Below are 20,254 nucleotides of genomic sequence, written 5' to 3'. Positions count from 1 at the left end.
AAGGGACGACGTTGGCCCTGCTGCGTAGCGTGTAGACGTTACCGTACCCTGCCGGAAACGTGCCTACTCGGTCCATATAGCGACCATTCGGTACGCGTTTGCCCACCTGGTGAACGATGCGGCGGGACAGAACATTCCAGGTGGGGGCTCTAAGGTGGCCCCATGGAAGCGATTGCGGCGCTCATCGCGCAGGCGGGTGTGGACGGCAGGCGGCTGCGGACGGTGCTGGCGTTCCTGGGTGACGGCCGCTGGTGGACGCTGGCGGATCTGGTCCGGGAGAGCGCGACCTCCCGGCGGACGGTCGAGTCTCTGCTGCGCGAGGTCGAGCTGGAGCGGTCCGGCGACCGCTTCCGGCTCCGGGAGCCGCTGATCGGCCTCGCCGGGAGGGGGATCGCGCCGGCCGACCCGGTGGCGCACCTGCTGCCCGGCCACGCCGAGCTGGTGGCGCGGATGGAGGAGCTGATCGCCAAGGCGCCCCGCGGCCGCCAGGCGCTGGACCACGTGGCCGCGACCGCCGATACCGTGGTCCGGCGGGCACTGCTGCTGGACGCCCGGTTCTGGCTGGACGGGGCCCGGCTGCTGTGCGTGGGCGACCACGACCTGACCTCGCTGGCGACCGCGATGCTGCATCCGGGCGTCGAGGTGACCGTGGTCGACATCGACGAGCGCATCCTCGCCTACATCGCCGACCAGGCCGACCACTTCGGCCTCAGCATCCGGACCCGCTGGGCCGACCTGCGCCTGGGCCTGCCCGCGTCCGCGCAGTCCTGGGCCGACCTGGCCGTCACCGACCCGCCCTACACCCCCGAGGGCGTCGGGCTGTTCGTCGCCCGCGCCGTGGAGGGGCTCCGCGACCGCGAGCGGGGCCGGATCCTGCTGGCCTACGGGGCCAGCGAGCGCACCCCGGCGCTGGCTCTCAAGGTGCAGCATTCGCTGTCCCAGCTCAACCTCGTCAACGAGGCGATCTACCCCGACTTCAACCGCTACCACGGCGCCGAGGCCATCGGCTCCGCCGCCGACCTCTACGTCCTGCGCCCCACCACCAAGACCTGGCCCGCCGTGGCGGCCCGCGTCGACGGTTTCGGCGCCGCCATCTACACCCACGGCCCCCAGTCCGTCGAGTCGACCGGGTCGGCCTCCCCCACGGCGGCCACCACCGGCCAGGCCCCCGGCGCTCCCGACGTGCTCGTCGGTGAGTGGCCGAAGGACCTGCTCGCCAAGACGCCCCGGGCCCGCCTGACGACGTGGCTCGCCAAGCCCTACGCCAGCGATCCCGCCAGCGTGGCGATAGCCGTACCGGCCGGGCTGGAGGCGGCACTCCCCCGGCTCCTGCTGGCCACCCGCGCCCGGCACGTCCAGGTCACCCTGGCCGGGCCGCCGCGGGACCTCCCCACCGGCCTGCTCTCCCCGGTCTACGAACTGACCGCCGAAGGCCCGACGGTCCACGCCGTACGGCTCCCGCCCCCCACGACGGACTCCGGGCGGATCCTGCGCCGCATCCTGGACAACGCCCACGGCAAGCTCGCCAACACCTGGCGCGAGGCACTCATCACGGCCCGGGGCGACCTGACCAAGAAACAGGCAAGGGCGCTCGTCAGCCGCGCCGCCCCCTGGGCCGGAGACGTCACCGTCCTCGAACTGCCCGCCCACCGCCTCCGTGAGCTCCCGGCGGCGGTGGCGAGCTCCCTCACCGCAGCAGACGCCGCTGAATCACCAGGCTGAGGCTGTCCACCGCGACCTGCGGGTAGGTGAGGTCCACCTGGCCCGCTCCCCCTACCGGGGCGACCCAGCTCACCGTGACGTAGTGCCCCAGCGCCCGGGCCTGCGCCCAGCTCCGGGAGCCGTCGAAACCGGCCGGGGTGCCGGGGGCCGGTCGGACGAACCCGTCGTTCCCGAGGGCGGCCACGAGCCGGTCCGCCGCGGCGGAGTCGGCCAGGTTGAAGATGAGGAACTGCCCGGAGACCCGGCCGTCCTGGGTCGCGTAGTGGGCCCGCAGCACCTGGGTGCAGCCCGCCACCGCGTCCTCGGCGCTCCCCCACACCGCCGGGGCGCAGTCGGTGAGCGTCTCGGTCCCCTTGCTCGCGAGCGTGGTCCCGCCCGAGGTCACCGATCCGGTGGGGAACATCTCCTCGACGGTCAGCGGCTCGGGGTCGGCGTCGCGGGTGGCGATCGGCGCGTAGTGTGCCGTGGTCGGCTCACTGCGGAAGGTGGCCGGGCGCGGGGCGTCCTCACCGCCCCACAACCACAGGAACGCCGCCCCCGCGACGGCGACGAGCAGCACGGCGACGACGGCGATCCACTTGCGCATGGCCCATGAGCCTACTGGGACCACGGGTGTCGCGCAGGTCTAAGAGGCGGGAGCGGCCGCGACGACACGGCGGAACACGGCCTTCTCCGCGCCGCGGACCGCCAGGGACAGGGAGACGAAATCGTCCCTGGCTCCTGGTTCGGCACCGTCTGCGCGGCCGATCCAGACCAGCCCCGCGTAGTGGCCCATGGCGTGGCCGCTGCCCTCGGTGTAGCCGCCGGACCGGAAGCGTGCCCTGCCCGATTCCAGCGGACGGGTCCAGCCGCCGCGGTGCATGGTCGTCAGAGACTGGACGAGCGCGTCGGCGGAGGCGGTGTCACGCAGGTTCAGCAGGGTGTACTGGGCGACGTAGCGGCCGTCGGCGCTGGCGTAGACGCCCCGGGCGGCCTGGGTGCAGCCGGCCTGGGCGAGCTGGTCCGCCAGCCCCTGACCCCAGACCACCGCCGAGCAGTCTGCATTCAGCTTGGTGGCCGCCAGCTTCAGGGTGGTCGTGCCCTCCTTGAGGACCTTCTCGGCGAAGACGTCCTTCAGGGTCAGCGGGGCGGGGTCGGCCTTGCTCTGCGCGATCGGCGAGAACAGCTTCGGCGAGACCCAGCCCCTGTAGGCGTCCGGCCGGGGCTGGGTGGAAATGGCCGCGGCGGTGGCCCGCCCGGGCACGAAGTCGTTGCCCATCGAGCCGATGACGAAGGCGAGGACGACCGCGGAGACCAGCACGCCGATCACCGACACGGCGACCACCAGCAGCCGCTGCTGGCTCCGGCTGAACCCCCGCTCCTCCAGCTGGGGGATGTTCCAGGTCTGCTCTTTCGCCGGAGTGCGGCGGCGCTTGCGGGTGGGGGTGGTCATCCCAGGCCGCCCCCGCCCAGGAGGTGGCCGAGGCCGAAGGTCAGGGCCGCCGCGACCACACCGACGGCGAGCTGGCGCAGCCCGCTGTACCACCAGCTGCGCGCGGTGACCCGGGACACCAGCGCGCCCGCGCCGAACAGAGCCACGCAGGAGATCACCGCCGAGCTCACCAGGCTGGTCACCCCCAGCAGGTAGGGCAGGAGCGGCAGGACCGCGCCCACGCCGAAGGACAGGAACGAGGAGATGGCGGCGGTCTTGGGCGAGGGCAGGTCGTCCAGGGTGACCCCGAGCTCGGCCAGGGTATGCACCTCCAGCGCCTTCTCGGGGTCGCGGGAGATCTGCCTGGCGACCTCGGCCGCCAGGTCGGGATCGACGCCGCGCGACTCGTAGAGCTTGGCGAGCTCCTCCTGCTCGGACTCGGGATTGCGCTGGAGCTCGCGCCGCTCGATGTCGATCTCCGCCATGGCGAGCTCCCGCTGGCTGGCCACCGAGACGTACTCACCGCCGGCCATGGAGAACGCTCCCGCCGCCAGCCCGGCCATCCCGGCCAGCACGATGACCTTGGTGCCGGCCGCTCCGCCGGCGACACCGGCGATCAGAGCGAAGTTGGAGACCAGCCCGTCCATCGCGCCGAACACCGAAGGCCGCAGCCAGCCGCCGTTGACGTCACGGTGCGCGTGATGGATCTCGGCGCGCGCCCCGGTCTCGCCTGCGCTCATCGTTTCTCTTTCTTCCCCTCGGACCCGGCGTGCGGCGTGCTCTCCTCCAGGGAGGCCGCAGGGCTGTCCGGCCCGTCGTCGGGCTCCTCATCGCCGGGCCCGTCAGGCCCGTCCTTTTCGGCCTCGTCCGCCTGGTCGGAGGGGTGCGCCGGATCGACGGCCCCCTCACCGTCCAGCGCGGGCTCCGGCGTGGCGCCGACGGACTCCTCGCCGGTCTTCCTTCCGGCGTACCAGAAGTAGGCCAGCGCCGCGACGAACAGGATGATCGAGGTCCACTGGTTGAGCCGCAGGCCGAGGATGTGGTGGGCGGTGTCGATCCGCAGGCCTTCGATCCAGAACCGGCCCAGGGTGTAGCCCGCGACGTAGAGGGCGAACACGCGGCCGTGACGGAGCACGAATTTACGGCCGGCCCAGATCAGGATGAGGGCCAGGCCCAGATCCCAGATCGACTCGTACAGGAACGTGGGGTGGTAGGTCGACACGCCCGGCACCGTGCCCGGCCGGCCGGGGTCGATCTCCAGGCCCCACGGCAGGTCGGTCGGGCTGCCGAACAGCTCCTGGTTGAAGTAGTTGCCCCAGCGGCCGATGGCCTGGGCCACGGCGATGCCGGGGGCGACGGTGTCGGCCACCGCGGACAGGGAGAGCCCCCGGCTCCGGCAGCCGAACCACACGCCCAGGGCGCCGAGTGCGACGGCTCCCCAGATGCCCAGCCCGCCGTTCCAGATGAACAGCGCGTCGATGGGCCTGTTCGGCGCCTCCGGTCCGAAGTAGAGCTGCCAGTCGGTGATGACGTGGTAGAGGCGCCCGCCGACCAGGCCGAACGGCACGGCCCAGACGGCGAGGTCCACGATCGTTCCGGGCGCGCCGCCGCGGGCGCGCCAGCGGCGCTCACCGATGATGACGGCGACGACGACGCCGAGCACGATGCACAGTGCGTAGGCCCTGATGGGGACCACGCCGAGGTACCAGACCCCCTGAGAGGGGCTGGGAATCGAGGCGAGGGGCATATCAGGTGACGTTACCCTGTCGTGGGCTACTTGGCCGCATCAAGAACGGTCTTACGCAGGTCGCCTGGCTTGAACGCGACGTCGTTGGCCACCTCGGTGCCGTTGAGCTTCAGCGTCGGGGTGCCCTGGAGCTTCGCGGACTCCAGGACCTTGGCGCTGTAGTCGATCTGCTGGGGCGCCTTCTCCTGCTTGGTCACGCAGGTGTCGAAGGTGGAGGCGTCGACCCCGGCGTCCGCACCCCAGGCGACCAGGTCCTCGGTCTTGAAGCCCTCGACGGTCTCCGACGGCTGCCCCTTGAACAGCCTGTCGTGGTACTTGATCCACGGGGTGCCACCGGGGATGCAGCGGGAGGCCGCGCCCGCGCGGAGGGAGTTGCCGCGGGTCACTCCCTTGTTCATCTCCTGCGGGAAGATGGTGATCGGGTGGTAGACCACCTTGGCCTTGCCCTCGGCGGCCAGGTTCTTGATCGTGGCGCCGCTGGTCTCCTCCAGCGCCTTGCAGGCGGGGCACTGGAAGTCCTCGTAGACGTCCAGCACCGGCTTTTCCACGCCCGGCTGGGCCATCACCACGGAGCCGTCGGCGGCGACGGTGATCGGCGCGAGCGCCTCGGCGACCTCCTCGGACTTGCTTCCCTGAGCGGCGTACCACCAGCCGGCGCCGATGGCGCCGATCGCGACGACCGCCACTGTCGTGATCGTCGCGATGCGCTTGAGCCGCTCCTTCCGCCGCTGCTCCTCGCGCTGCGCCTTGATCCGGTCACGCGCCGACTGATCCCGCGCGGCCTTGCCCATCAGTGGTTCTCCTTTTCGTAGGGCTTCTCGTCGTCGTCCACGACGTCGTCGTCCACGACATCGTCGTCGTAGGGCTGCCGCTCCGGGGCCAGCCCCAGCGTGGAATCCAGGGCGAACCGTCCCGGCGGCAACCAGGCGGTGACGACGCCGAGCACGAAGAGACCGGAATCCCGCAGGATATCGACGAGGTAGCCGGGTTCCACACCGGCCTTGAGCTGACCGCCGCCGCCGAAGCAGCCGCAGTCGATCCGCAACCCGCGCGCCCACACCGAGGCGATGCCGATGACGAACGCCAGCATGAGCAGCGCGGAGACGATGCCCGCCGCCCGGGTGAGCAGTCCGGCAACCAGCAACACCCCTATGACGATCTCCAGGATGGGCAGTCCGTAGCCGACCACCGTGGCGAGCGAGTCCGGAAGCAGTTCGTATGCCTTGACCGACTGCACGGAGAGCACGGGGGCGCCGATCTTGCCCCAGCCGGCGAAGATCAGGACGCCTGCCAGCACCAGCCGGGAGACGGTTGTCACCCAGGGTAGCGCCGAACTAGCCGAACGCGACCGACGAAGCACGGGCTTGTCAGAAGTCACGAGCACTATCGCCTCCTATTCCGGGCCCCATTTACGACCTACCCCCACAGATACGGTCATATCTGGAGAAAACCCCATCATGAGCTAGATAAGCGTCGAATAAGTCAGCCGCCAGGCAGGAAACCTGCAGAGTCACCGCACCGGAAACGCCCAGATGGCGGCCCGACGCAGCAGGCAGACATCCTATGGCGAACTCCGGTTCCGGGACTGCCAGACGGCGTCTCCGCAGCGCCGTACGGCAGGCGACATGGGCCCGGTGGATCCCACCGGAAACGGGGATGCGGCCGTCCAGGCAGACGGCCGCATCACCCAGGAGACGGTTATCCTCGGACGCCCGCCGCCAGCTCGGCACCCAGCTCGCGGACCGCCGCCAGGCCGGAAGCCTCGTCAGGGGCGTCCAGGAGGCGGCGGATGAACGCCGAGCCCACGATGACGCCGTCGGCGTAGCGGGCCACCTCCGCGGCCTGCTTGCCGGTGCCCACCCCCAGCCCGACGCAGACCGGCAGATCGGTCTGCAGACGGGTCCGCTCGACCAGCCCCTGGGCGGCCTCGCCGACCGACTCGCGGGCGCCGGTGACGCCCATCAGCGAGGCGGCGTAGACGAAGCCGGTGCAGCAGTCGACGACGGCCTTGATGCGGCTCTCGGGAGAGCTCGGCGCGACCAGGAAGACGGTGTCGATCCCGGCACCGGCACTGGCCGCGCGCCAGGGCCCGGACTCCTCCGGGGTCAGGTCGGGGGTGATGGTGCCCGTGCCGCCCGCGTTGGCCAGGTCCCGGGCGAACCGGTCGGCACCGTAGCGGTCGATCGGGTTCCAGTAGGTCATGACCAGCGTGGCGGCACCCGTCGCGGCCACGCCCTCGACCGTGCGCAGCACGTCGGCGATGCGGGTGCCGTTGGTCAGCGACCGGTGCACGGCGTCCTGGATGGTGGGGCCGTCCATGAGCGGGTCGGAGTAGGGGAGGCCGATCTCGATCACGTCGCAGCCCGCCTCCACCATGGCGGCGGCGGCCTTGATCGCGCCGTCCTTCGTGGGGAATCCGGCGGGCAGGTAGCCGATGAGTGCGGCGCGCTCGTCCGCCTTCGCCTTGGCGAACACCGTCTGAAGAGTCGTCATCATTGGTTCCGTTGCGGTTCGGGCCTCTGAGTCCCCTCCGGCCGCGCCGGAGGGGGCTCAAGTCGGTCGTCAGAGGTTGAAGTACTTCATGGCGGTGCCCATGTCCTTGTCACCACGGCCCGAGAGGTTGACCAGGATGGTCGCCTCGGGGCCCATCTCGCGGCCGAGCTTGAGGGCTCCGGCGAGCGCGTGGGAGGACTCGATCGCCGGGATGATGCCCTCGGTGCGGGCGAGCAGCGCGAAGGCCTCCATCGCCTCGGCGTCGGTGATGCCGTGGTAGGAGGCGCGGCCGGTGTCCTTGAGCCAGGCGTGCTCGGGGCCGACGCCCGGGTAGTCGAGGCCGGCGGAGATCGAGTGGGACTCGATCGTCTGGCCCTCCTCGTCCTGCAGGACGTAGGTGCGCGAGCCGTGCAGGACTCCGATGGAGCCCTCGGTGAGGGTGAGGGCGTGCTCGCCGCTCTCCAGGCCGTGACCGCCCGCCTCGTAGCCGTGGAGCTGGACGTCCTTGTCGCCGAGGAAGGCGTGGAAGATGCCGATCGCGTTGGAACCGCCGCCGACCGCGGCGGCGACGGCGTCCGGCAGCCTGCCGGTGAGCTCCAGCATCTGGCGGCGTGCCTCGACCCCGATGATGCGGGCGAAGTCGCGGACGATCTCCGGGAACGGGTGCGGGCCGGCGACGGTGCCGAACAGGTAGTGGGTGCGGTCGACGTTGGCGACCCAGTCGCGGAAGGCCTCGTTGATGGCGTCCTTGAGGGTCTGGCTGCCGTTGGTGACCGGGACGACGGTGGCGCCGAGCAGCTTCATGCGGGCCACGTTGAGCGCCTGGCGCTCGCAGTCGACGGCCCCCATGTAGATCACGCACTCCAGGCCCAGCAGGGCGGCGGCGGTGGCGGTGGCCACCCCGTGCTGGCCGGCGCCGGTCTCGGCGATCACCCTCGTCTTGCCCAGGCGCTTGGTGAGCAGGGCCTGGCCGAGCACGTTGTTGATCTTGTGGGCGCCGGTGTGGGTCAGGTCCTCGCGCTTCAGGATGATCCGGGCGCCGCCCGCCTGCTCCGCGAAACGGGGCACCTCGGTGAGCGTGGTCGGCCGCCCGGCGTAGGTGCGCAGCAGGTGGTCGAACTCGCGCAGGAACGCGAGGTCGTTCTTGGCCTTGTCGTACTCGGCGGCCACCTCGTCCAGCGCCGGGATGAGTGCCTCGGGGACGTAGCGTCCACCGAAGACGCCGAACTTGCCGTGGATGTCGGGGTCGTCGCCGTGGACGCCGTTGCCCGCCAGATCGGCCGGGGTGAGGAGGATTCCGTCTGTCTCTGCCACTGCTTACTGCCCCTCTGGTCGGGATGCTGGGTGGGCGCCCGCGGTGACCAGGTCGACCACGGCGGCCCGGGGGTCCTTGCCGGTGACCAGGCTCTCGCCGACCAGGACGGCGTCGGCGCCCGCCCTGGCGTAGGCGAGCAGGTCGTGGGGGCCACGCACACCCGACTCGGCGATCTTGATGATGCCTTCGGGGACCTTGGGAGCCAGCTTGGCGAACACGTCGCGGTCCACCTCAAGGGTCTTGAGGTTGCGCGCGTTGATGCCGATGATCTTTGCTCCGGCCTCGATCGCCCGGCCGAGCTCCTCCTCGGTGTGCACCTCGACCAGCGGGGTCAGACCGATCGACTCGGCCCGCTCGATGAGCGAGACCAGCGCGTTCTGGTCCAGCGCGGCCACGATCAGCAGCACCAGGTCGGCACCGTAGGCCCGAGCCTCCCAGAGCTGGTAGGAGGTGACGACGAAGTCCTTGCGCAGCACCGGGATGTCGACGATGGCGCGCACAGCGGCCAGGTCGTCGAGGCTGCCGCCGAAGCGGCGCCTCTCGGTCAGCACGCTGATGACATGGGCGCCGCCCGCCTCGTAGTCACCGGCGAGCGCGGCGGGGTCGGCGATCGCGGCCAGCGCGCCCTTGGACGGGCTGGAGCGCTTCACCTCGGCGATGACCGCCACCTGGTCTCCGCCCAGCGCCGCGTAGGCGTCACGGGGGGCCGGCGCCCGATTGGCCCGCTCCTTGAGCTCGGCCAGCGACACGGTCTTCTGCCGGTCGGCCAGGTCGGCGCGGACGCCTTCGAGGATTTCCTCCAGCACGCTCACTTGCCCTCCTCGCGAAACTCGGAGGTCAAGTTCGCGAACGCTGCCGTGCCCGTGGTCCGCTCGCTCCACTCGCTCCACTCGCTCACGAGTAAGGCCCCTCCCGATCGACTGCCCTGTCCAGCCGATGCTATCGGCCTTACCGAGGTCACCCCGCCATGGGGTGATGGCTACGGGTGGCTACGGGGCCAAGAATTCCCCAATGGGGATGTTCCGCCCTATCCAAAAAACGATCATCAGTGCGAGAAACCCCCACACGTAGGCAGGGCGTACGGCTTTCCCGTCGGACGGCTCGCCCCGCCAGGAGCGCAGCGCCCAGCGTCCCCACAGGAAGGCCAGGACCGGGACCATGGCCACGACGAAGGGGTTGAGGCCGAGGGCCGTGACGGGGTCGCCGTGGGCGAGCGCGTACACGGCCCGCAGGCCGCCGCAGCCCGGGCAGTAGAGACCGGTGAGCATGAGGAACGGGCACGTGGGATAGTGCCCCGGCTCGTTGGGGTTCACCGCGCTCACGTACGCAACCGCGGCGCCGGCCGCCAGCGCCGTGCCGAGCGGGACCGACACGGCCCTCGCCCGCGCCCCCCGCGTGCCTGCCGCCCTCCCCGTCGTCATCGGGCCGCCCGCCCCTCTCCACTGTCCACCGGGTTATCGCCCGTCACCCGCCACGATACTCAGAGCGGGCGCGGGCGCCCGTCAGTAGCTCGTCCAGATCGGACCGGCCAGAAACCAGATCCCGAGCAGCGCGGCCAGCCAGCAGGCGACGCCGAAATAGGACAGGACCAGACCGGCGATGGCCAGGCCCCGGCCCTCCTCGCCCGTCCGCCTGATCTGCCCCAGGGAGACGTGGCCGAGCACGATGCCCACGATCGAAGTGATGCCGCACACGAACAGACCGGCGATACCCATGATCAGCGCGGCGATGGCCATGCCGTTGTTACCGCGGGGGGGCTGAACGCCGTGCCCGTAGGGGTCATAGCCGCCCCCGGGCGGCGGGCCGTACCCGCCGGAGGAGCCGTATCCGCCACCCTGCGGCGGTCCGTAACCACCGGGCTGATTCCCATAGCTCATCAAAGACTCCTCTTTGCGGGGGCTGCAGGTAAAATCCTAGCCAAACCCGCCTCTCGCCCGGGGAGGTCACGCCCGCTCCGTGGGCAAGTTGTGACCGCGCCGACGACACAGGCGAGCTGCGACCGCGCCGACGGCACGGGCGAGCTGTCAGTGCTCCCTGTTGTCCGGCTCGACCGTCGGATCGGTGCCGAGGTCGATCGCGTCCCACAGCGCCCGCTCGCTCCGGGCGCCACCGGCGCCACGGCCCCCGTCACCGGGACCGGACCCGCGGCGGTCGTAGCGGTCGGACATGCCGGGCCATCCGGCGCCCCGGAGCGCGGCCACCACTCCCCCGCACACCAAAAGCAGCCCGCCCATCCCGGCGAGCAGCGGCCAGACGACGGCGGGCGTGACGTTCAGGGCGTCGGTCCCGGCCAGGGGAAGGTGCTGGGCCCCCGCCTGCAGAGCCGCGCCCGTACGGCTCCCCTGCCAGGCCCAGGCGATCACACCGGCCCCGCAGAACGCGATCACCCCGCCGATGAGCCTGCGCCACCCGCCCCGGGTCGCGAGTACGGCGACCACCGCGGCGAGCGCCGCCCAGGCCGCCGGACCGAGCGCGGGCGCCAGTTCCGCGGCGGGGATCGCCACCTGGCGCGCGCCCTGGGTCACGGTGAACCAGTCGCGCCCGGCGGCGAGCAGCACCAGCGCGGCACCCGCCACGCAGGCGGCCACCCAGGTCCACAGCGCCCGCCCGGCCGTCATCTCGGGTTCACCGCCAGCTCGTCGGCGTCGAAGCAGGTCCGGTCGCCGGTGTGGCAGGCGGCGCCCACCTGGTCGACCTTGAGCAGGATCGTGTCGCCGTCGCAGTCGAGGGCGGCGGACCTGACGTGCTGGACGTGGCCGGAGGTCTCCCCCTTCACCCAGTAGGCTCCGCGGCTGCGCGACCAGTAGGTGGCACGGCCGGTGGTGAGCGTGCGGTGCAGGGCCTCGTCGTCCATCCAGGCGAGCATCAGCACCTCGCCCGTGTCGTACTGCTGGACGATCGCGGGCACCAGTCCGTCTGCGGTGCGCTTCAGCCGTGCCGCGAGGGCGGGGTCAAGGGGCATGCGGCAATTGTGCCGCAACCAGGGAGAGGGGTAACGTCCGGCATGGCCGGGCGGCCAGACCGGGAGCTCCACGGAAGATCGATCCGGCCAGCCATCTGGCGGTGGTGGAGGCCACCACCCGGCCGGAGGCGTTGACCAGGAAAGCCGGGCCCTCGATCCCGCGGAGCACCGGCGAGACCGCGGTCTCGAAGCGGCGCACGAACACGTCGGCCGCCGCCACCCCGATGAACTCCCCGCCGCTCAGCACGGGCACGGACAGCGTGAGGGAGTATTCGTCGGTGCACAGGAAGTCGACGTAGGGGCCGGCGAGCGTGTGCTCGGCGCCGGAGCGCGGACCGGCGAACCAGTCCCAGTGCGTGTAGTCGTAGAAGGCGCTGCTGGCGGGGTCCATGTCCCTGACGAGCCGCACGGGCTCGCCCGAGGCGCTCTCCTGCCACCATTCCAGGTACCACGGCGCGTCGGAGAGCAGGCCGGGCGCGGCGATGAACCCGACCCCGGAGATCAGGCCGCCCAGCAGCGGGAAGAGCACCGGGCGCAGCGCGGCCAGGTCGGCGCTCACCGGCGCCGCGCCCAGGAGGTGTACGGCGGCGGCGCGCACCCGGTGCAGCCCGGCGAAGACGTTCTCCACGATGTCGCCCACCGCCGCGGCCACCTCTGCCGCGGTGCCGGGCGCCAGCAGCGCTCTCTGTTCACTCACGTCGACCCACCGCCCTACGCACGCTGAACTGTCACGGCTGCCGCAGACGCAGTTCGATGAGGTGTTCCACCGCCTCGAGGACGTGCCGCTCCGCCAGGCTCCTGGCGTGGTCGTCGTCACCGCGGTGGATGGCCTCGGCGATGGCGTGGTGCCGAGCCGACGGCCCATCCTCCTCCAAGTGGGCGAGCCAGAGCAACGGTCCGATGTCGGCCTGTAACCGGATCTCCTCCTGAGTGAGTCTCGCCGACTGCGACACGGCCGCCACCTCGATGTGAAAGCGGCCGTGCAGCCTGCGCAGCTGCGCCCCGTCCCGGGCGTCGGCCATCTCCTGGAGCGTCCGGCGCAGCGGCACGACGTCCTCCGGCAGCGCCCGCTGGGCGGCCAGCCGGGCCGCGGCGCCGGCGATCGCCGCGTAGTGGTCGCCCAGATCGCGCAGCTCCTCCACGGTGAAGGCGCGCAGCCGGCCCGCCACTTCCGGTGCCTCCGGCGGCACCCGCACGAAGCTTCCGCCGCCGCGCCCCCGCCGCGTCTCGACCATGCCCTGCTGCCGCAGGGCCATCAGGGCCTCCCGCAGCGTGACCGTGGAGACGCCGAGCCGGGCGGCGAGCCCCGCCTCGCTCGGCAGCTGCTCACCGTCGGCCAGCAGTCCCAGGGTGATGGCGTCGGTGAGCCGCCTGACCACGGCGTCCACCCGCGCGGTACTGTCCACCGGCGCGAACGCGGCCAGCCGGGCGTCGCCGGAGATGTCGGCCACGGTCGTGCGCCTCCTCACCCTTCGACGTCACACGGTGCCCGCCGGTTCGCGGGGACTACCGCAGACGCCTCGTCTCTTGGCCCCGCATCAGTGATACCGGATCGGGCCTTGCGATAAAACATTTATCCCCATATGTTTTCGCCCATGTCAGACCCAGCTGTGAGGCTGCGCGGCCTCCGCAAGAGCTTCGGCGCCGTCGACGCGGTCACCGGCGTCGACCTCGACATCGCCGACGGCGAGTTCTTCGCCATGCTCGGGCCCTCGGGTTCGGGGAAGACGACCGTGCTGCGGATGATCGCGGGCTTCGAGTCCCCCACCTCGGGCACGGTCGAGCTCGGCGGCGTGGACGTCACCCGGCTCGCCCCCTTCGAGCGGGACGTCAACACCGTCTTCCAGGACTACGCGCTGTTCCCGCACATGAGCGTGGTGGACAACGTCGAGTACGGCCTCCGCGTCAAGCGGGTCCCCCGGGCGGAGCGGCGCGAGCGCGCCCTGAGCGCGCTGGCCTCGGTCCGGCTGGAGGGCATGGAGCGGCGCAGGCCGGCCCAGCTCTCCGGCGGCCAGCGCCAGCGGGTCGCCCTGGCCCGCGCCCTGGTCAACCGCCCTCGCGTGCTGCTGCTGGACGAACCGCTCGGCGCGCTGGACCTCAAGCTCCGCGAGGAGATGCAGGTCGAGCTCAAGTCCATCCAGCGTGAGGTCGGCATCACCTTCCTGTTCGTCACCCACGACCAGGAGGAGGCGCTGACCATGAGCGACCGGGTGGCGGTGTTCGACCGGGGCCGGATCGAGCAGGTCGGCACTCCGGCCGAGATCTACGAGCAGCCGGCCAGCGCGTTCGTCGCGGGATTCGTCGGCACCTCCAACCTGATCTCCGGCGAGGCCGCGCGCACCGTGCTCGGCAAGGAGGGCACCTTCAGCGTGCGGCCGGAGAAACTGCGCGTGGCCGACCTCGGCGACGAGGTCGGCGACACCGAGCACAGCGCGACGGGCACCATCGGCGAGGTCGTCTACGCCGGGCCCACCACCCGCTTCCTGGTCGACCTCGACGCGGGCGGGCGGCTCATCGCGCTCCAGCAGAACCTGCAGGTCTCGTCCATGGACGTGATGAGCCTGCGAGGCACCAGGGTCCGGCTCGTCTGGAACCGCAGACACGAGTTCGCGATCGTCCCGTAAGAAAGGTCGTCATCCCATGCGTCCCCGGATTCTCCTCAGGAACGGCGCGGTCGCGCTGTCCGCCCTCGCCCTCGCCACCGTCACCGCCTGCGGCGGCTCCTCCTCCCCGGAGTCCGCTACGGCCGCCCCGGGCTCGGCCGGTTTCACCCCGCCCAAGCTTGACGCGCTGACGTCGCTCGGCGCGGGTGAGGGCCAGGTCAACCTGGTCAACTGGGCCGGTTACGCCGAGGACGGCAGCAACGATCCCAAGGTCGACTGGGTCACCCCGTTCGAGAAGGCCACCGGCTGCAAGGTCAACTCCAAGACCGCCGGCACGTCCGACGAGATGGTCAACCTGATGAAGACGGGCGAGTACGACGCGGTCTCCGCCTCGGGTGACGCCTCGCTGCGCCTGATCGCCTCCGGGGCGGTCGCGCCGGTCAGCACCTCGCTGATCCCCAACTACGCCAACGTCTTCGAGGGTCTGAAGAACAAGGCGTGGAACTCGGTCAACGGGGTCGCGTACGGCGTGCCGCACGGCCGCGGGGCCAACCTGCTCATGTGGCGCACCGACACGGTCAAGCCCGCGCCCGACTCCTGGGGCGCGGTGTTCGACCCCGCCTCGCCGTACGCGGGGAAGATCACCGCCTACGACTCGCCCATCTACATCGCCGACGCGGCCCTGTATCTGATGGAGACCAAGCCCGACCTCGGCATCAGGAACCCCTACGCGCTGGACGACAGGCAGTTCCAGGCCGCGGTCGACCTGCTCAAGCAGCAGCGCAAGCTCGTCGGGGAGTACTGGTCGGACTACACCAAGGAGGTCCAGGCTTTCAAGAGCGGCGACTCCGTGGTCGGCACCACCTGGCAGGTCATCGCCAACGTGGCCCAGGCCGACAAGGCCCCCGTCGAGGTGACGCTGCCCAAGGAGGGGGCGACCGGCTGGTCGGACACCTGGATGGTCTCCGCCGTGGCCAAGCATCCGAACTGCGCCTACAGGTGGATGGACTGGATCATCTCCCCCGAGGCCAACGCCCAGGTCGCCGAGTACTTCGGGGAGGCTCCCGCCAACTCCGAGTCCTGCGCGCTGACCGCGGACCCGAAGCACTGCGAGACCTTCCACGCGACCGACGAGGCCTACTACTCCAAGGTCTGGTTCTGGACCACGCCGATCGCCCAGTGCCTGGACGGCCGCACCGACGTCCAGTGCATGGACTACTCCGCGTGGACCAGGGCCTGGACTGAGATCAAGGGCTGATCCCACCTGAGCACCGGGCCGGACCACCGGGTCGCCTCCCGTCCCGGGGAGCGGGAGGTCCGGCCCTCGCCCCCTCTCCATGGCAAGGAGCCCACGCTGAACACCACCGCACTGGCAGGCCGCACGCCACGGCGCAGGATCACCGCCTTCCTGCACCGGCACGCGGGCGTACGGCTTTCGCTGCTGCTGTCCGCCCCGATGCTCTGGCTCGGCGTCGCCTACCTCGGCGCCCTGGCGGCCCTGTTCGTGACGGCCTTCTGGAGCACCGACACCTTCACCGGCGACCTGGTCAAGGAGCTCACCTGGGCCAACTTCCGCGACCTGTTCACCCTTGAGGTGTACCGGACGATCGCCCTGCGCTCGGTGGGGGTGGCGGCCGCGGTGACGCTGATCGACCTGGTGATCGCGTTCCCGATGGCGTTCGCGATGGCCAAGCTGGCCTCACCCCGCGCGCAACGCTGGCTGGTGATCGCGGTTCTGACCCCCCTGTGGGCGTCCTACCTGGTGAAGGCCTACGCCTGGAGGGTCATGCTCTCCTCCGACGGCATCCTCGGCTGGGGGTACGGCCTGACCGCCACGGTCCTCACCCTGTCCTACCTGTGGCTGCCGTACATGATCCTGCCGATCTACGCAGGCCTTGAGCGGCTGCCGGACTCGCTGCTGGACGCGGCCGGCGACCTGGGGGCGCGCGGCCTGCGCACGTTCCGGACGGTGGTGTGGCCGCTGACCTTCCCGGCCGCGGTGGCGGGTTCGGTCTTCACCTTCTCCCTGTCGCTCGGCGACTACATCACCGTGAAGATCGTGGGCGGAAAGTCGCAGCTCATCGGCAACGTCGTCTACGACAACATCGGCGCGGCCAACAACCTGCCCTTCGCCGCCGCGGTCGCCACCGTCCCCGTGATGATCATGCTGGTCTACCTCGCGGCGGTCCGCCGCACCGGCGCCCTGGAGAACCTTTGAATCTGTCCCGTCCGGCCCGCACGGCGCTGTGGGCCACGCTGGCCGCCGGTCTCGGCGTCATCTACGTGCCGCTGCTGATCGTGCTGCTCAACTCCTTCAACGCCGACCGTACCTTCGGCTGGCCGCCCGGCGGGTTCACCGTCCGCTGGTGGGAGGCGGCGTGGAACTCCACCGGCGTGCGCGAGGCGCTGTGGACGTCGGTCCAGGCCGGAGTGGGCGCGACGGCGATCGCCCTGGTGCTCGGCACGATGGTCGCCTTCGCGATCCAACGTCATGCCTTCTTCGGCCGGAACACGGTGTCGCTGCTGATCGTGCTGCCGATCGCGCTGCCGGGCATCGTCACCGGCATCGCGCTGAACAACGCCTTCCGGGCGGTGCTGGAGCCCTTCGGCGTGGGCCTGGGCCTGTTCACGGTGATCGTCGGGCATGCCACCTTCTGCGTGGTGACCGTCTACAACAACATGCTGGCCCGCCTGGGCCGCCTGGGCGCCTCCGCGGAGGAGGCCTCGGCCGACCTGGGTGCCGACACCTTCACCACCTTCCGGCTGGTCACCTTCCCGATGATGCGCTCGGCGCTGCTCGCCGGGGGCCTGCTGTCCTTCGCCCTGTCCTTTGACGAGATCATCGTGACCACGTTCACCGCGGGGGCCGGGGTCAGGACCCTCCCTTTGTGGATCTTCGAAAACCTCTTCCGTCCCAACCAGGCCCCGGTGGTCAACGTGGTCGCCGCCGCCCTGATCGTCCTGTCGGTCGTCCCCATCTACCTGGCCCAGCGCCTGTCCGGCGGCGACGCGGGAACCCGCTGAACCGCGGGCACGGGCGCCACCGGTTCAACGCGTGCGGTCGTCGTCGAACAGCTCGGTCGCCTGGACGACGATCCTGGGGTCGGGTTCACCGACGACCTCGTGGTCCTTGTTGTCGTACTCGAACCGGCTGAGGAGATGGCGCATGGACTCGATCCTGGCCCGTTTCTTGTCATTGCTCTTGATCACCGTCCACGGCGCGTCCTCGGTGTCGGTGTAGAGGAACATGTCCTCCTTGGCCTCGGTGTACTGCTCCCACTTGTCCAGCGACTGCAGGTCCATGGGGGACAGCTTCCACTGGCGCACCGGATCGACCTGGCGGATCACGAACCGGGTGCGCTGCTCGGCCCGGGAGACCGAGAACCAGAACTTCACCAGGTGGATGCCGTCGCGGACGAGCATGCGCTCGAACTCGGGGGCCTGCTCCATGAACTCCACGTACTCCTCGGGTGAGCAGAAGCCCATCACCCGTTCCACTCCCGCGCGGTTGTACCAGGAGCGGTCGAAGAAGACCATCTCCCCCGCGGCCGGCAGGTGGGACACGTAGCGCTGGAAGTACCACTGGGTGCTCTCGCGCTCGCTGGGCTTCTCCAGCGCGACCACGGAGGCCCCGCGCGGGTTGAGATGCTCCATGAACCGCTTGATCGTGCCGCCCTTGCCCGCCGCGTCGCGCCCCTCGAACAGGATGACCAGCCGGCCACCGGTGTCCTTGATCCAGTACTGCAGCTTGAGCAGTTCGATCTGGAGCAGCCGCTTGAGGTGGTCGTACTCCGCCCTGTCCATCCGCTCCCCGTAGGGATACCTCTCCCTCCAGGTGTCCACCGGAGTGCCGTCCAGCCGTACCAGGACGGGATCGTCATCGTCGTCGTCCAGGACCCGCAGGTTCGGCAGATCGTCCAGCAGGTCGCGGTGGGCCACCGACGAGCGCCCGCCGAGCACGGGGAACTGCTGCGTTTCCTTGGGCTCCTCGCCCCGTACGTCTGTCATGAATCCCTACCCCCGAGGCCGCCCTGTCCTCATATCTGCCCCCTACCTCCCCGCAGAGCCCCTAATCCTCAGCGCGGGCACGACCTCGCCCGCCGCGGGCCGGCGGCGGGCGGGCGCGTCCCGCCCGCGAGGCGGGGACCGGCCCCCGCCCTCCGGGAGAACCCCTACGAGCGGGCGGCCGAGACCCAGGAGGCGTGCAGGTCGGCGTAGACCCCGGGCTCCTCGACGAGCTCGGCGTGCGGGCCGCGCTGCACGATGCGGCCCCGGTCGAAGACGAACACTTCGTCGGCGGCTTCCGCGGTGGACAGCCGGTGGGCGATGGAGATGGCGGTACGGCCCCGCGTGACCCCCTCCAGGGCGCGGGCCAGCCGTACCTCCGTCGCCGGGTCCACCGCGGAGGTGGCCTCGTCGAGCAGGAGCAGGTCGGGGTCGGCCAGGTAGGCGCGGGCCAGCGCGACGAGCTGGCGCTCCCCTGCCGACAGCGACTCCCCGCGCTGGCCGACGTGGGTGGCCAGGCCCGCGGGCAGGCCCTCCAGCCAGTCGGTGAGCCCCAGCTCGGTCATGGCCAGCAGGATCTCCGCCTCGGTCGCCGACGGGCGTCCGAAGCGGATGTTCTCCTCCAGGGTGCCGTCGAACAGGAAGCCGTCCTGCGGCACCATGACGATCCGCTCGCGCAGCGAGGAGAACCGGATGTCGCGCAGGTCCTCACCGTCCACGGTGACCCGGCCGGAGACCGGGTCCATCAGGCGGGTGAGCAGCTTGGCGAAGGTCGTCTTGCCTGAGCCGGTCTCCCCCACCACCGCGACCCGCGAGCGCGGCGGGATGTCCACCGACACCTCGCTGAGCACCGGCGCCCCTCCGGGATAGGCGAAGCCGACCTTCTCGAAGCAGACCGAGATGGGACCGCGGGGCAGTTCGACACCCTGCGGACCGGGGTCGGCGACGTCGGGCGGGGTGTCCAGCACGCCGAGGATGCGCCGCCAGCCGGCGACCGCGTTCTGCGCCTCGTTGAGCACCTCGGTGGCGATCTGCAGCGGCGAGACGAACAAGGTGATCAGGAACAGGAAGGCGATCAGGCGTCCGGCGGTGATCTCACCGGCGATGCCCAGTTCCACGCCGAGCAGCACCACCCCGGCGATCGCCACCGCCGCGACGATCTCGGTCAGCGGGAACACGGTCGCCACGATCCGCTGCGTGCGGGCCTGCGCGGCCCTGTTGGCGTTGATCGCGGTGTCCAGCCGCTCCGCCGTACGGGCCTCCGAACCGTGGGCGCGGACCACCGCCGCGCCCACCACCGACTCGCTGACGGCGGCGAGCATGTCGCCCGTGCGCTCGCGCACCAGCGTGTAGGCGCCCGACAGCCACCGCTGGAAACGCGGCAGCACCATCATGAGCGGCAGGAAGCAGAGCCAGACCAGCAGGGCGAGCTGCCAGGAGTAGACGAACATCAGCACGGTGGCGACCAGGAGCTGCCCCAGGGCGATGATGATCATCAATCCGCCCCACTGCATGAACACGCTGATCTGGTCCACGTCGCCGGTGACCCGGGAGACCAGGGCACCGCGCCGCTCGGAGTTCTGGGTGAGCACCGACAGGTCGTGCACATGCCGGAAGCCGCGCACCCGCAGCCCGGCCAGGGAGGTCTCGGTGGCCCGGTAGAGGCGGACGTTCATCAGATACGCGCACAGCGCGGTGATCACCACGGCCGCGGCGCACACCAGCACGGCGGTGCGGATGTAGGGCAGGTCGGGGACCTCTCCCTTGAGTCCCCGGTCGATGGTCTGCTGGACGGCGATCGGCACGATCACCTTGCCCAGCGTCGCCAGCACGGCCAGTGCGAGCGTCCCGGCCAGCCCCTTGCGGAACTCCGGCGTGAGCGACAGTCCGTGCCTGACGGTGGCCAGCGCCGACCGCTCGACCCCGCGGAGCGAGCTCACACGCACCCCCCGGCGGGCGTCTCGACGTTCCGGAGGCTCCCCGGGCCGCTGGGTTG

General features: G+C 71.0%; 22 protein-coding genes. 5 read left to right on the top strand and 17 right to left on the bottom strand.

The genetic code is table 11. The features are described 5' to 3' along the window. Window positions 1-162 precede the first annotated feature (162 nt). Window positions 163-1,722 carry a bis-aminopropyl spermidine synthase family protein gene (locus ACIN94_RS07635; protein WP_400700959.1) on the top strand — a complete coding sequence of 520 codons (1,560 nt, stop codon included), beginning with the start codon at window positions 163-165 and terminating at the stop codon, window positions 1,720-1,722. Here ACIN94_RS07635 and ACIN94_RS07630 read toward each other — a convergent pair. From ACIN94_RS07630 to ACIN94_RS07560, 15 genes are all read right to left on the bottom strand, one after another. Further along, complete coding sequence (locus ACIN94_RS07630) at window positions 1,688-2,308, bottom strand: hypothetical protein (protein ID WP_400700956.1); 621 nt, start codon at window positions 2,306-2,308, stop codon at window positions 1,688-1,690. The two genes, ACIN94_RS07635 and ACIN94_RS07630, sit on opposite strands and share 35 nt — an antisense overlap. A gap of 39 nt (window positions 2,309-2,347) precedes the next feature. After that, the gene (locus ACIN94_RS07625; RefSeq protein WP_400700953.1) at window positions 2,348-3,154 is read right to left on the bottom strand and encodes a hypothetical protein; all 807 of its coding nucleotides are present in this window, start codon (window positions 3,152-3,154) and stop codon (window positions 2,348-2,350) included. After that, window positions 3,151-3,873: a VIT1/CCC1 transporter family protein gene (locus ACIN94_RS07620; RefSeq protein WP_400700950.1), complete on the bottom strand. Its 723-nt coding sequence runs from the start codon at window positions 3,871-3,873 to the stop codon at window positions 3,151-3,153. Before ACIN94_RS07620 ends, ACIN94_RS07625 begins: the two co-directional genes overlap by 4 nt. Then, window positions 3,870-4,880 (bottom strand): prolipoprotein diacylglyceryl transferase, encoded by a 1,011-nt coding sequence (lgt, locus tag ACIN94_RS07615; RefSeq protein ID WP_400700947.1) that lies wholly within the window; start codon window positions 4,878-4,880, stop codon window positions 3,870-3,872. Before lgt ends, ACIN94_RS07620 begins: the two co-directional genes overlap by 4 nt. Window positions 4,881-4,906: 26 nt before the next feature. Then, the gene (locus tag ACIN94_RS07610; RefSeq protein WP_400700944.1) at window positions 4,907-5,671 is read right to left on the bottom strand and encodes a thioredoxin domain-containing protein; all 765 of its coding nucleotides are present in this window, start codon (window positions 5,669-5,671) and stop codon (window positions 4,907-4,909) included. After that, the gene (locus ACIN94_RS07605; RefSeq protein WP_400700942.1) at window positions 5,671-6,198 is read right to left on the bottom strand and encodes a DoxX family protein; all 528 of its coding nucleotides are present in this window, start codon (window positions 6,196-6,198) and stop codon (window positions 5,671-5,673) included. The genes ACIN94_RS07610 and ACIN94_RS07605 overlap by 1 nt, the downstream gene beginning before the upstream one ends. 380 nt (window positions 6,199-6,578) lie before the next feature. Next, on the bottom strand, window positions 6,579-7,373 hold the full coding sequence (trpA, locus tag ACIN94_RS07600) for a tryptophan synthase subunit alpha (protein WP_400700939.1): 795 nt from the start codon (window positions 7,371-7,373) through the stop codon (window positions 6,579-6,581). A 69-nt stretch (window positions 7,374-7,442) separates the two neighbouring features. Continuing rightward, window positions 7,443-8,648, bottom strand: coding sequence for a tryptophan synthase subunit beta (trpB, locus tag ACIN94_RS07595; protein ID WP_400701680.1), 1,206 nt, complete (start codon window positions 8,646-8,648; stop codon window positions 7,443-7,445). A gap of 42 nt (window positions 8,649-8,690) precedes the next feature. Next, a complete protein-coding gene (trpC, locus tag ACIN94_RS07590; RefSeq protein ID WP_400700936.1) occupies window positions 8,691-9,500 on the bottom strand; it encodes an indole-3-glycerol phosphate synthase TrpC in 810 nt (269 codons plus the stop codon). Window positions 9,501-9,677: 177 nt separating this feature from the next. Further along, window positions 9,678-10,109 (bottom strand): DUF2752 domain-containing protein, encoded by a 432-nt coding sequence (locus ACIN94_RS07585; protein WP_400700933.1) that lies wholly within the window; start codon window positions 10,107-10,109, stop codon window positions 9,678-9,680. Window positions 10,110-10,190: 81 nt separating this feature from the next. Continuing rightward, window positions 10,191-10,565, bottom strand: coding sequence for a DUF4190 domain-containing protein (locus tag ACIN94_RS07580; protein ID WP_400700930.1), 375 nt, complete (start codon window positions 10,563-10,565; stop codon window positions 10,191-10,193). A 147-nt stretch (window positions 10,566-10,712) separates the two neighbouring features. Next, window positions 10,713-11,306 carry a Trp biosynthesis-associated membrane protein gene (locus ACIN94_RS07575; protein ID WP_400700927.1) on the bottom strand — a complete coding sequence of 198 codons (594 nt, stop codon included), beginning with the start codon at window positions 11,304-11,306 and terminating at the stop codon, window positions 10,713-10,715. Further along, window positions 11,303-11,650, bottom strand: a complete 348-nt coding sequence (hisI, locus tag ACIN94_RS07570; RefSeq protein WP_400700924.1) for a phosphoribosyl-AMP cyclohydrolase — start codon at window positions 11,648-11,650, stop codon at window positions 11,303-11,305. Before hisI ends, ACIN94_RS07575 begins: the two co-directional genes overlap by 4 nt. Further along, the gene (locus ACIN94_RS07565; RefSeq protein WP_400700921.1) at window positions 11,640-12,347 is read right to left on the bottom strand and encodes a cache domain-containing protein; all 708 of its coding nucleotides are present in this window, start codon (window positions 12,345-12,347) and stop codon (window positions 11,640-11,642) included. The genes hisI and ACIN94_RS07565 overlap by 11 nt, the downstream gene beginning before the upstream one ends. Window positions 12,348-12,378: 31 nt before the next feature. Beyond that, window positions 12,379-13,101 carry a FadR/GntR family transcriptional regulator gene (locus ACIN94_RS07560; protein ID WP_400700918.1) on the bottom strand — a complete coding sequence of 241 codons (723 nt, stop codon included), beginning with the start codon at window positions 13,099-13,101 and terminating at the stop codon, window positions 12,379-12,381. Between the two features lie 144 nt (window positions 13,102-13,245). Between ACIN94_RS07560 and ACIN94_RS07555 the strand changes: the two genes are divergently transcribed. From ACIN94_RS07555 to ACIN94_RS07540, 4 genes are all read left to right on the top strand, one after another. After that, window positions 13,246-14,274 carry an ABC transporter ATP-binding protein gene (locus ACIN94_RS07555; protein WP_400700915.1) on the top strand — a complete coding sequence of 343 codons (1,029 nt, stop codon included), beginning with the start codon at window positions 13,246-13,248 and terminating at the stop codon, window positions 14,272-14,274. A 16-nt stretch (window positions 14,275-14,290) separates the two neighbouring features. Further along, a complete protein-coding gene (locus ACIN94_RS07550) occupies window positions 14,291-15,511 on the top strand; it encodes an ABC transporter substrate-binding protein (RefSeq protein WP_400700912.1) in 1,221 nt (406 codons plus the stop codon). Between the two features lie 198 nt (window positions 15,512-15,709). Next, a complete protein-coding gene (locus ACIN94_RS07545) occupies window positions 15,710-16,471 on the top strand; it encodes an ABC transporter permease (RefSeq protein WP_400700909.1) in 762 nt (253 codons plus the stop codon). Next, window positions 16,468-17,277, top strand: coding sequence for an ABC transporter permease (locus tag ACIN94_RS07540; RefSeq protein ID WP_400700906.1), 810 nt, complete (start codon window positions 16,468-16,470; stop codon window positions 17,275-17,277). The genes ACIN94_RS07545 and ACIN94_RS07540 overlap by 4 nt, the downstream gene beginning before the upstream one ends. Window positions 17,278-17,301: 24 nt before the next feature. Here ACIN94_RS07540 and ppk2 read toward each other — a convergent pair whose 3' ends face one another. Then, the gene (gene ppk2, locus ACIN94_RS07535; RefSeq protein WP_400700903.1) at window positions 17,302-18,261 is read right to left on the bottom strand and encodes a polyphosphate kinase 2; all 960 of its coding nucleotides are present in this window, start codon (window positions 18,259-18,261) and stop codon (window positions 17,302-17,304) included. A gap of 164 nt (window positions 18,262-18,425) precedes the next feature. Beyond that, a complete protein-coding gene (locus ACIN94_RS07530) occupies window positions 18,426-20,204 on the bottom strand; it encodes an ABC transporter ATP-binding protein (RefSeq protein ID WP_400700900.1) in 1,779 nt (592 codons plus the stop codon). Window positions 20,205-20,254: the final 50 nt, after the last annotated feature.

Origin of the sequence: Streptosporangium sp. NPDC087985 (genome assembly GCF_044741965.1) — a bacterium.
Taxonomy (GTDB): domain Bacteria; phylum Actinomycetota; class Actinomycetes; order Streptosporangiales; family Streptosporangiaceae; genus Streptosporangium.
The sequence above is the reverse complement of the archived record's forward strand: the minus strand, read 5'-3'. Positions and strand labels throughout refer to the sequence as shown.